Source organism: Kitasatospora sp. NPDC052868 (assembly GCF_044547105.1).
GTDB lineage: Bacteria > Actinomycetota > Actinomycetes > Streptomycetales > Streptomycetaceae > Kitasatospora.
The window spans coordinates 106022-117469 of sequence record NZ_JBITZW010000022.1 but is presented as its reverse complement, the minus strand read 5'-3'; the positions used below and the strand labels follow the sequence as shown (position 1 = coordinate 117469).

The window sequence follows — 11448 nt, the reverse complement described above, 5'->3', positions numbered from 1 at the left end:
TGGCACGCTGTTGAGTTCTCAAGGAACGGACACTTCCTTCGGACCGCCTTCCAGCGGGCCCTCCGGGCGCTTCGTTCTTTCGTGTTTCCAGCTTAGCAGATCCGTTTGCCAGTTCTTAACCGGCGCTTTTCGTATCTGAAACCTGGCGTTAACCGCCAACTCGTGGCGACTCGCCCAACCATAGCGGGTCCCCGGCCCGAGTGCGAATCGAGTCGCACCACCATCACCCGGTCGGCCGCATGATTTGTTGCTCTCGCGAGCATATACAGCAATGGTTCCGCTCCGGCAAGATGCCTGTAGAGTGCGGCGCGTCAACCAGAGGACTAGACCACTTCAGCCGACGGACCGTCGGCCCGGCGGCCTGGCAACCGTCGTTACTTTGCGGGCTCTGGGCCCGGCTATGTCAGCAGATGTCCGAAGTTGACATGATTTAGGCTTCAGTCGATCGTCCTGCCGCTGCCTGCGGCCGCTCGCTGTACCGCGCACTTGGGAGGTTCAACCATGACCACTGTGACGTCGCCGCTGACCGGCAAGGTCGTCGGGCTCGCCGGCGTGCCAGACCCCGTCTTCTCAGGCGCGATGGTCGGTCCCGGCACTGCCATCGACCCGGTGCGCCAGCCGACGGAGGCCGTCGCGCCGGTGGACGGGGTCGTCGTCTCCATGCACCCGCACGCCTTCGTCGTGGTGGACGCGGACGGGCACGGCGTACTGACCCACCTCGGCATTGACACCGTGCAGCTGAACGGCGAGGGCTTCGAGCTCCTCGTCAACAAGGGCGACACGGTGACCCGCGGCCAGGCCGTCATCAAGTGGGACCCGGCCGCCGTCGAGGCCGCCGGCAAGTCGCCGATCTCGCCGATCGTCGCGCTGGAGGCGAGCGCCGACGCGCTGGTCGACGTCCGGGAGGACGGGCAGGTCGCCGTCGGCGACGCCCTCTTCGGCTGGAGCTGACCGCTCCACTCTGTACTTCCCCGGGCCGCTCGGCGCCCGGGATGCGGGTGCGCACCGGTGGAGTCCACGCCACAACAAAGCCGAGCCAACACGCCCGCCCCGCCGTACTCGACGGGGCGGCCCGGCAGACGGCGGCTCCCGGCGGGGCCGCCGACCTCAGCGGAGACAGGTGACATGAAGAAGACGCTGCGCGGCGTGGGTGTGAGCCACGGGGTCGCGATCGGCCAGGTGCGGCACATGGGGACGGCGGTGCTGGAGCCGCCGGCCACCCAGATCCCCACCGAGGACGCCCCCCGTGAGCAGGCCCGGGCCCAGGCGGCCGTCGAGGCGGTGGCCGCCGACCTGATCGCCCGCGGCAACCTGGCCGGAGGCGAGGCGCAGGCCGTGCTCGAGGCACAGGCCCTGATGGCGCAGGACCCTGAGCTGATGGCCGACGTCAGCCGGCGGATCACCGTCGGCAGCAGCGCCGAGCGCGGCGTGTACGACGCCTTCGCCGCCTACCGCGCACTGCTCGCCTCCGCCGGGGAGTACCTGGCCGGGCGTGTCGCCGACCTCGACGACGTCCGCAACCGCATCGTGGCTCGGCTGCTCGGCGTGCCGATGCCGGGGGTGCCGGACAGCGACGAACCGTACGTGCTGTTCGCGCGGGACCTCGCGCCCGCCGACACGGCGCTGCTGGACCCGCAGCTGGTCCTCGGTTTCGTGACCGAGGAGGGCGGGCCGACCAGCCACAGCGCCATCCTGGCCCGCGCGATGGGCGTGCCGGCCGTGGTCGCCCTGCCCGGTGCGGCCGAGGTCGCCGAGGGCACCGTGGTCGCGGTCGACGGCAGCTCCGGCGATGTGCTGGTGGAGCCGTCCCAGGAGACGCAGGACGAGCTGCGCCGCGTCGCCGCCGAGCGGAAGGCCGCGCTGGCCGCGTCCTCCGGTCCGGGCCGGACCTCGGACGGGCACCGGGTGCCGCTGCTCGCCAACGTGGGCGGCGCCTCGGACCTGCCGGCCGCGCTGGAGGCCGGGGCGGAGGGTGTCGGCCTGTTCCGCACCGAGTTCCTCTTCCTCGACGACTCGGCGAAGGCCCCGAGCGAGGAGAAGCAGGTCGAGGCGTACCGCAAGGTGCTGGAGGCGTTCCCGGAGGGCCGGGTCGTGGTCCGGGCGCTGGACGCCGGTGCGGACAAGCCGCTGGACTTCCTGACTCCGGCGGACGAGCCCAACCCGGCACTCGGTGTGCGGGGTCTGCGCACGCTGCTGGAGAACCCCGAGGTCATGCAGACGCAGCTGCGCGCGCTGGCGAAGGCCGCCGAGGGTCTGCCGGTGCACCTCGAGGTGATGGCTCCGATGGTGGCCGACCGCAAGGACGCCAAGGACTTCGCGGACGCGTGTCGCCAGGCCGGGCTGCAGGCCAAGTTCGGCGCGATGGTGGAGATCCCGTCGGCCGCGCTGCGGGCGCGTTCGATCCTGCAGGAGGTCGAGTTCCTCTCGCTGGGGACCAACGACCTCGCGCAGTACACCTTCGCGGCCGACCGCCAGGTCGGTGCGCTGGCCCGGCTGCAGGACCCGTGGCAGCCGGCGCTGCTGGACCTGGTCGCGCTCGCGGCCGAGGCCGCGCAGGCCACCGGCAAGAGCTGCGGCGTCTGCGGCGAGGCGGCCTCCGACCCGCTGCTGGCCGTCGTGCTCACCGGTCTCGGGGTCACCAGCCTGTCCATGGGCGCGGCGTCCATCCCCTATGTCCGGACGGCGCTGGCCAAGTACACCCTGGCGCAGTGCCGCCGGGCCGCCGAGGCCGCCCGGGCTGCGGACAGTGCCGACGAGGCGCGGGCCGCGGCGCAGCAGGTGCTGTCGGGCGAGTAGTTCGAACCGGACAGCACAGCACAGCACAGCAGGACGGTACGCGAGAGGGGCCGCTTCCACCGGTGGGTGGGGGCGGCCCCTCTCGTGTGCGGTCAGGCCTGGCGGTCCCGGCGGAGCTGCTCGAAGAAGCGCAGGTGGTCGAGGTTGTCGACCGAGCCGGGGTTGACGGCCTGCTCCAGCGGGGTGCCGGAGAGCAGGCGCTTCACCGGGACCTCGATGCGCTTGCCGGTCAGGGTGTGCGGCAGGCCGCGGACGGCGATGACCTCGTCGGGCACGTGTCGCGGGGAGAGCTCGGTGCGCAGCGATGTGCGGATGCGACCGATCAGGCCGTCGTCCAGGGCGGCGCCGGGGGCGAGGACGACGAACAGCGGCATCCAGTAGCCGCCGTCGGGCTCCTCCAGGCCGATGACCAGGGATTCGGCGATCTCGGGCAGGCGCTCGACGACCTCGTAGATGTCGGAGGAGCCCATCCGGACCCCCTGCCGGTTGAGGGTGGAGTCGGAGCGGCCGTGGATGACGACGGTGCCGCGGGAGGTGACGGTGATCCAGTCACCGTGCCGCCAGGTGCCCGGGTACATGTCGAAGTAGCTGTCGCGGTAGCGGGTGCCGTCGGGGTCGTTCCAGAAGCCGGTGGGCATCGACGGGATGGGCTTGGTGACGACGAGCTCGCCGACGGTGTCGGTGTGCGGGCGGCCCTGGACGTCCCAGGACTCGACGGCGGCGCCGAGGCAGGGGGCCTGGATCTCGCCGAGGTAGACCGGGAGGGTGGGGACGCCGCCGACGAAGCAGGAGCAGACGTCGGTGCCGCCGCTGACGGAGGCGAGCCAGACGTCCTCCTTGACCTCGTCGTAGATCCAGCGGAAGCCGTCGGGCGGGAGCGGGGAGCCGGTGGTACCGATGCAGCGGACGGCGCTGAGGTCGAGGTCGCGGCCGGGGTGGAGCTCGGCCTTGCGGCTGGCGATGACGTAGGCGGCGGAGGTTCCGAGGACGGTCGCGCCGGTGCGGGCGGCGACGGACCAGAGGGCTCCGGTGTCGGGGTGGCCGGGGCTTCCGTCGTAGGTGACGATCGTGGACCCGGTGAGCAGGCCGGCGAGGAGGAAGTTCCACATCATCCAGCCGGTGGAGGTGTACCAGAGGAAGCGGTCCTCGGGGCCGAGGTCGAGGTGGAGGCCGGCCTGCTTGAGGTGTTCGAGCAGGATGCCGCCCTGGCTCTGGACGATGGCCTTCGGCAGGCCGGTGGTGCCGGAGGAGTAGAGGACCCAGAGCGGGTGGTCGAAGGGGACCGGCTCGAAGACCGGTGCCACGTCGTCGGCAACCAGGTCGTCCCAGTGCAGGGCGCCCTCGGGGGCGGGGGCGCCGAGCAGCGGGACGTGCACGACGGTGCGCACCGTGGGGAGTTCGCGGCGCAGCTCGGCGACCACCTCGGTGCGGTCGTGGTCCTTGCCGCCGTAGTGGTAGCCGTCGATGGCGAAGAGGACGGCGGGTTCGATCTGCTGGAGGCGGTCGAGGACGCTGCGGGCGCCGAAGTCGGGGGCGCAGCTGGTCCAGACGGCGCCCACCGCGGCGGTGGCGAGGAGGGCGACGGCGGCCTGCGGGATGTTGGGCAGGTAGGCGCCGACGCGGTCGCCGGGGCCGATGCCCTGGGCCCGGAGGGCGGCGGCGAGGGAGCCGACCTGGCGGCGGAGTTCGGCCCAGGTGAGGATGGCCGGCTGCTCGGTGGTCTCGTCCAGGTGGAGGATGGCCGGCTGGTCGGCGTTGGCCGACGGCGTCCCGTCGGGGCCGGGCTCGCCGTGGCGCAGGGCGTGCTCGGCGTAGTTGAGGCGGGCCCCGGGGAACCAGCGGGCGCCGGGCATGGCCGGGTCGGCGAGGACGGCCTCGGGCGTCCGGGTGAACCGGACGTCGAACCACTGGGTGACGGCGGTCCAGAAGCGGTCGAGGTCCTCGGTGGACCAGGCGTGCAGGGCGGCGTAGCGCTCGGCGGCCTGCTGGTCGCCGTCCACGGGGGCGAGGGGTGCGGCCGGTGCGCCGTGGTGTTCGGCGGCCCAGGCCTGGAAGGCCACGAGGCCGGCGGCGGCGGCGCGAGCGGGGGTGGGGCGCCAGAGCGGCTGGTCCTGGGGTGGGGTGCTCACGGTGGTGGTCTCCCGGCCGGTGGATGGGACGGGGTTGCTTGTGGCAGGGCCCGTCCGGTTGGGCTGTCGGTGCAGACCCTGCCATGTGATCGCCCGGTGCGCCAGGGTCTGTTCCCGGGGTGCGGGCCTGGTCAGCGGCAGGTCAGCGCGGGGTGTACTCGCCGTTGAACCAGGAGCGGGAGACCCGGGTGTGGAAGGGGAAGGCGAGCGGGGTGTCGAGGGTGCCGAGCTGCCAGCCTTCGGTCTCGTCGGTGGGCCGGGAGGGCGGCAGGTCCGCGAGGGGGCGGGCGGGGAGGAGGCCGAAGAGGCAGAGGAAGCCGCCCCCGGTGTCGGTGTCGGTGGCGACCAGGGTGACGTCGGTGGAGTCGGCCAGGATGTCGGTCTCCTCGCGCAGTTCGCGCACGCAGGCCTGCTGCCAGCTCTCGCCGTAGTCGACGTAGCCGCCGGGGAGGGCGAGTTGGCCGTAGCCGGGCTCGATGGTGCGGCGGATGACGACGAGCCGCGGCTCGGTGCCGATGTCGGTGACCGGGAGGAGGGTGACCACGACGGGCAGCGGGTTGCGGTAGCTGATCTCGGCGCAGCCGGGGCAGGTCCGGGGCCAGGCGGAGGTGCCGGGCGGGTAGGGGGTGCCGCAGAAGTGGCAGTAGGAGTTGGGCCGGTGGGCCGCCGGGCGCGCCTCGTGTGTGGTCATGGGCGGATGCTAATGGGGCGGGTGGGGCCCGGGGAGGCGGTCAGTGGATCTCGTCCTCGCGGGTGGGGCGGAGCAGTGCGGGGTGGAGGAGCTGGGCGTCGCCCGCGCAGTAGTTGCGGGCGCGCGGGCCGCCGCGGGCGCCGCCGCGCTCGGTGGTGGTGCCGGTGCTCTCGACGAAGCCGGGGACGGAGAGCACCTTGCGGTGGAAGTTGCCCGGGTGGAGCTTCTCCGCCCAGACGGCCTCGTAGACGGCGCGCAGCTCGGGGATGGTGAAGTCGTGCTGCAGGAACGCGGTGGCCAGCGGGCTGTACTCGATCTTGGCGCGGGCGCGGTCGAGGCCGTCGGCGAGGATCCGGGCGTGGTCGAAGGCGAGCGTGATCGGTGCGGCCCCGTCGGGCCGGAGGCCGGTGTGCCCGTCGACGCCACCCCCGTGGGTGTCGACGGGCACACCGGCGGCTTGGGGGCGGCCGGTGTGCGGCCGGAGGTCGAGGCCGGTGACGGGGTGCCAGGCGGCGGACGCCGCGTCCGAGCCGGCCTGCGGGTCGGGCAGGTCGGGGGCGAAGGCCAGGTAGGCGACGGAGACGACGTGCATCCGAGGGTCCCGGTCGGGTGCGCCGTAGGTGCCGAGCTGCTCGAGGTGGATGCGGCTGAGGGCGGCCTCGGCGTCGGCGGCGTGCAGGCCGGTCTCCTCGGCGAGCTCGCGGGCGGCGGCCTCGGCGAGGCCCTCCTCGCCGGCCCGCAGGAAGCCGCCGGGCAGTGCCCAGGAGCCCTGGTAGGGCGGGGCGGCCCGCTCGACGAGCAGGACGTACAGATGGCCGTGGCGCAGCGTCAGGGCGACGACGTCGACGGTGACGGCGACCGGGGTGTAGGCGCGGGGGTCGTAGGAGGCGAGCCAGGCGAGCTCGGCGGCGGCGCCGCTGTGCGGCTGCTCCCCTGTCATGGCGCGCTCCTCTCGGCCTCGGTCGTGTCGGTCCCGGTCTCGGGGCCCGGGTCGTCGGCGGTGTCGTCGGCGCTGTCTTGGCCGCCCGCCCCGTCGTTCTCGGAATGAGCACAACGTAGCGATCGTTTGACTGTGCGGCAAATGGTTTTCCCCGTGATTGCGGGGCTCCCGCCGACCTAGGGTGTGAGCAGGAGCTTTGCCTCAGGAGGCCGCCATGTCCGTCACTCCCCCGTCCGGTCGGCCGGACTTCGTCGCCGCGCTGGCGGCCGGGCCGCTGGTGCTGGACGGCGGGATGTCCAACCAGCTGGCGGCGGCCGGGCACAACCTGTCGGACGCGCTCTGGTCGGCGCGGCTGCTCGCGGACGATCCGGGGGCGGTGGTGGCCGCGCACCGGGCGTACTTCGACGCCGGGGCGGACGTCGCGATCACCGCGAGCTACCAGGCGAGCTTCGAGGGGTTCGCCCGGCAGGGGCTGGGCCGGGCGGAGGCCGCCCGGCTGCTGGCGCGCAGCGTGGGGCTGGCGCGGCGCGCCGCACGGGAGACGGGGGCGGACCGCCCGCTCTGGGTGGCCGCGTCGGTGGGCCCGTACGGGGCGGTGCTGGCGGACGGTTCGGAGTACCGGGGGCGGTACGGGCTGAGCGTGGCGGAGCTGGAGGCCTTCCACCGGCCCCGGCTGGAGGTGCTGGCGGCGGCCGGTCCTGACGTCCTGGCGCTGGAGACGGTGCCGGACGCGGACGAGGCGCGGGCACTGCTGCGGGCGGTGCGCGGGCTGGGGGTGCCGGCCTGGCTGTCGTACAGCGTCGAGGGCGACCGGACCAGGGCGGGACAGCCGCTGGCGGAGGCGTTCGCGCTCGCGGCGCGGGCGCCGGAGGTGGTGGCGGTGGGGGTGAACTGCTGCACCCCGGCGGACGCGGACCGGGCGGTGGCGCTGGCGGCGCGGGTGACGGGCAAGCCGGTGGTGGTGTACCCCAACAGCGGTGAGGGGTGGGACGCCGCGACGCGCGACTGGTCCGGCGTACCGACGTTCGGTTCGGCGGGCGGTTCGGCGGGCGAGGGGCCGGGGAGGGCGGGCGGCTGGCTGCGCGACGGCGCCCGGCTGGTGGGCGGCTGCTGCCGGGTGGGGCCGCGGGAGATCGCGGCGATGGCCGCCGAGGTGGCACGGGCCCGGCAGTGAGTTACCGAGGGGGAAGGTGCACGGAGCGGGTGCGGCCTGGCAGACTCGTCCCGTCACCATCGCGGTCGACAATGTCGACCGCCTGTCAGCGCGGAGGTACCGAATGCCCGGCCCGATCCAGTCGCTTTCCCGGGCCGCCGCGATCATGCGCCTCTTGGCCGGCGGCGAGCGCCGCCTGGGCCTGTCCGAGGTCGCGACGGCGCTCGACCTCGCCAAGGGCACCGCGCACGGCATCCTGCGCACCCTCCAGCAGGAGGGATTCGTGGAGCAGGACCCGGAGAGCGGCAAGTACCAGCTGGGCGCCGAGCTGCTGCGGCTGGGCCAGAGCTACCTGGACGTGCACGAGTTGCGGGCGCGCGCCCTGGTCTGGGCGGACGACCTCGCCCGGGCGGCCGGCGAGACGGTCTACCTGGGGGTGCTGCACCAGCAGGGGGTGCTGATCGTGCATCACGTCTTCCGCCCGGACGACACCCGGCAGGTGCTGGAGGTGGGCTCGATGCAGCCGCTGCACAGCACCGCCCTGGGAAAGGTGCTGGTGGCGTACGACCCGGTGGCGCGCGGCGAGCTGGGCGACGGGCCGCTGGAGGCGTACACCGGGCGGACCCTGACCGATCTCGCCGACGTCGACGCCGAGGCGGCACTGACCCGCGAGCGCGGCTGGGCCGACTCGATCGAGGAGACCTGGGAGGGCGTGGCCTCGATCGGCGCGCTGATCCAGGACCGGCGCCGCAACCCGGTCGGCGCGGTCTGCGTCAGCGGCCCGGTGGAGCGGGTCTGCGAGGACGGCTTCGTGCGGCCCTCGCTGGTCGCCTCGGTGCGCAGCGCGGCGCGGGCGATCTCCCGGGACCTGGGCGCCGGGCGCTTCTAGGCCCGGCCCAAGGGCGCGTCCGGGCGGGGGTCCGGCGCGGGCCCGGCCCGCGGACATCCGAACATCTGACGTTCACGCTGAGGCGCGGACAGGCGGGATGCCTGTCCGCGCCTTAGCGTTTTGTCCGTATTTAGGGTTATCCGATTGGTAACTTCGAGTGAAGGGTCACAGCTGCGTAACCCGGCCTTGACGTGAAGGCGGCCAGGGGAGGAAGCTTCCGCATGACGGTCGACATTGTCGAACGATGGCCGAGCAGATCACTCCCACGTAGCGCTCACCCGCACAACGATCGCTCGGCATCCTGCCCCCACCCGCACCTCCGGGCCATATGGACAAGGGAGTCTTTGTGTCCGCGTTCTCCAACGGCGACATCTTCGTCGGCGAAACCCTCGGCACCGCAGCCCTGATACTTCTCGGCGGCGGCGTCTGCGCCGCCGTGACGCTCAAGAAGTCGAAGGCCATCAACGCCGGCTGGCTGGCGATCACCTTCGGCTGGGGCTTCGCGGTGATGATCGCCGCCTACATGTCGGCCCCCAAGTCGGGCGCGCACCTGAACCCCGCCGTCACCCTCGCCCTCGCGGTCGACAGCGGCGACTGGAGCAAGGTCCCCGTCTACCTCGGCTCCCAGCTGCTCGGCGCGATGATCGGCGCCGTCCTCGTCTGGGTCACCTACCTCGGCCAGTTCCAGGCCAACGAGGAGCCGACCCTGGGCATCTTCTCGACCGGTCCCGAGATCCGGAACCCGATCCAGAACCTGCTCACCGAGATCATCGGCACCATGGTGCTCTGCCTGGGCATCCTCACCCAGGGCCTCAACAAGGGTCTCGGCCTCTCCGGCATGGGCATCCTGATCGTCGCCTTCACCGTGGTCGGCATCGGCCTCTCGCTCGGCGGCCCGACCGGGTACGCCATCAACCCGGTCCGCGACCTGGGCCCGCGCATCGTGCACGCGCTGCTGCCGATCCCGAACAAGGGCGGCTCGGACTGGTCCTACGCCTGGATCCCGGTGGCCGGTCCGGTCATCGGCGGTCTGCTGGCCGGCGGCCTGTACCACGTCGCCTTCTGACGGTCGCCTTCCGACGGACCCGGGTTTCCCGCCCACCCGAGCACGGGGACTGACCAGACGAGTCGGACCCACCCACCCCGTACCCCCATCTTGAGCCGAGGACCCTCATGACCTCCACTGGCACTGGCAACTACATCGCCGCGATCGACCAGGGCACCACGTCCAGCCGCTGCATCATCTTCGGTGAGGACGGCCGGATCGTCGCCGTCGACCAGCAGGAGCACCGGCAGATCTTCCCCCAGCCCGGCTACGTCGAGCACGACGCCGCCGAGATCTGGACCCGGGTGCAGTCGGTCGTCCGCGGTGCGCTGGAGAAGGCCGGACTGACCAAGGACGACATCCGCGCGATCGGTATCACCAACCAGCGCGAGACCACCGTCCTGTGGGACAAGAACACCGGCGAGCCCGTGCACAACGCGCTGGTCTGGCAGGACACCCGCACCGAGGCGCTCTGCCGCGAGCTCGGCCGCAACGTCGGCCAGGACCGCTTCCGCCGCGAGACCGGCCTCCCGCTGGCCAGCTACTTCGCCGGCCCGAAGATCCGCTGGCTGCTGGACAACGTCGAGGGCCTGCGTGAGCGCGCCCTGGCCGGCGACATCCTCTTCGGCACCATGGACACCTGGGTCATCTGGAACCTCACCGGTGGTGTCAACGGCGGCAAGCACGTCACGGACGTCACCAACGCCAGCCGCACCATGCTGATGAACCTGCAGACCCTGGCCTGGGACGACAAGATCGCCGAGTCGATGGGCGTGCCGCTGGCCGTCCTGCCGGAGATCCGCTCCTCCGCCGAGGTCTACGGCCACGCCGTGGGCGACCTGGAGGGCGTGCCCGTCGCCTCCGCGCTCGGTGACCAGCAGGCCGCGCTGTTCGGCCAGACCTGCTTCAACAAGGGCGAGGCCAAGTCCACGTACGGCACCGGCACGTTCCTGCTGCTGAACACCGGCGAGGACATCGTCAACTCGTACCACGGCCTGCTGACCACCGTCGGCTACCGGATCGGCGACCAGGCCCCGGTGTACGCCCTGGAAGGCTCGATCGCCGTCACCGGCTCGCTGGTGCAGTGGCTGCGCGACCAGCTCGGCATCATCTCCACCGCCGCCGAGATCGAGACCCTGGCCAACACCGTCGAGGACAACGGCGGCGCCTACTTCGTCCCGGCCTTCTCCGGCCTGTTCGCCCCGTACTGGCGCTCCGACGCCCGCGGCGTGATCGCCGGCCTCACCCGGTACGTCACCAAGGGCCACCTGGCCCGCGCCGTCCTGGAGGCCACCGCCTGGCAGACCCGCGAGGTCGTCGACGCCATGGAGAAGGACTCCAAGGTCAAGCTGACCGCCCTCAAGGTCGACGGCGGCATGACCAGCAACAACCTGCTCATGCAGAACATCGCCGACGTGCTGGACGCCCCGGTCGAGCGCCCGTACGTCGCCGAGACCACCGCGCTCGGCGCCGCCTACGCGGCGGGCCTGGCGGTGGGCTTCTGGAACGACCTCGACACCCTGCGGGCCAACTGGCACCGCGCCGCCGAGTGGACCCCGCGCATGGACGAGGCCACCCGGGAGCGCGAGTACAAGAAGTGGCTCAAGGCCGTGGAGCGCACCATGGGCTGGGTGGAGGAGGACGACCAGAACTGACCGCAGAGCCGGGGGGGGGCCCCCGCCCCCCCCCGCGCGCGCCCCGGCCCCCCCCCCCCCCCCCCCGGCGCCCCCCCCCCCCCGCCCGGGCCGCCCCCCCCCCCCCGGGGCGCCCCCCCCCCCCCCCCCCCCCCGCGCCGGCACCCACAC

At 72.9% G+C, this 11448-nt stretch carries 9 protein-coding genes; 6 read left to right on the top strand and 3 right to left on the bottom strand.

Features of this window, described 5'->3' with window-relative positions; all coding sequences use genetic code 11:
- Positions 1 to 501 precede the first annotated feature (501 nt).
- Positions 502 to 951 carry a PTS glucose transporter subunit IIA gene (locus tag ACIGZJ_RS29115; RefSeq protein ID WP_396460038.1) on the top strand — a complete coding sequence of 150 codons (450 nt, stop codon included), beginning with the start codon at positions 502 to 504 and terminating at the stop codon, positions 949 to 951.
- Between the two features lie 174 nt (positions 952 to 1125).
- Positions 1126 to 2796, top strand: coding sequence for a phosphoenolpyruvate--protein phosphotransferase (gene ptsP / locus ACIGZJ_RS29110; RefSeq protein ID WP_396460037.1), 1671 nt, complete (start codon positions 1126 to 1128; stop codon positions 2794 to 2796).
- Between the two features lie 92 nt (positions 2797 to 2888).
- Here the strand turns inward: ptsP and ACIGZJ_RS29105 are convergent, their stop codons facing one another.
- The 3 genes from ACIGZJ_RS29105 to ACIGZJ_RS29095 all read right to left on the bottom strand — a co-directional run bounded on the left by ACIGZJ_RS29105 (position 2889) and on the right by ACIGZJ_RS29095 (position 6556).
- Positions 2889 to 4925, bottom strand: coding sequence for an acetoacetate--CoA ligase (locus ACIGZJ_RS29105; RefSeq protein WP_396460036.1), 2037 nt, complete (start codon positions 4923 to 4925; stop codon positions 2889 to 2891).
- Positions 4926 to 5067: 142 nt separating this feature from the next.
- Positions 5068 to 5616 carry an NUDIX domain-containing protein gene (locus tag ACIGZJ_RS29100; protein ID WP_396460035.1) on the bottom strand — a complete coding sequence of 183 codons (549 nt, stop codon included), beginning with the start codon at positions 5614 to 5616 and terminating at the stop codon, positions 5068 to 5070.
- A gap of 40 nt (positions 5617 to 5656) precedes the next feature.
- Positions 5657 to 6556 (bottom strand): NUDIX hydrolase, encoded by a 900-nt coding sequence (locus ACIGZJ_RS29095; protein ID WP_396460034.1) that lies wholly within the window; start codon positions 6554 to 6556, stop codon positions 5657 to 5659.
- Positions 6557 to 6770: 214 nt separating this feature from the next.
- Here ACIGZJ_RS29095 and mmuM point away from each other — a divergent pair, with 214 nt between their 5' ends.
- From mmuM to glpK, 4 genes are all read left to right on the top strand, one after another.
- Entirely contained in the window at positions 6771 to 7730 is a 960-nt protein-coding gene (gene mmuM / locus ACIGZJ_RS29090; protein ID WP_396460033.1) for a homocysteine S-methyltransferase, read from the top strand.
- A 103-nt stretch (positions 7731 to 7833) separates the two neighbouring features.
- Positions 7834 to 8598, top strand: coding sequence for an IclR family transcriptional regulator (locus ACIGZJ_RS29085; RefSeq protein ID WP_392941836.1), 765 nt, complete (start codon positions 7834 to 7836; stop codon positions 8596 to 8598).
- A gap of 346 nt (positions 8599 to 8944) precedes the next feature.
- Positions 8945 to 9664: an MIP/aquaporin family protein gene (locus tag ACIGZJ_RS29080; protein WP_392941838.1), complete on the top strand. Its 720-nt coding sequence runs from the start codon at positions 8945 to 8947 to the stop codon at positions 9662 to 9664.
- 107 nt (positions 9665 to 9771) lie between these two features.
- A complete protein-coding gene (gene glpK, locus ACIGZJ_RS29075; RefSeq protein ID WP_392941841.1) occupies positions 9772 to 11298 on the top strand; it encodes a glycerol kinase GlpK in 1527 nt (508 codons plus the stop codon).
- The last annotated feature ends 150 nt before the right edge of the window (positions 11299 to 11448 follow it).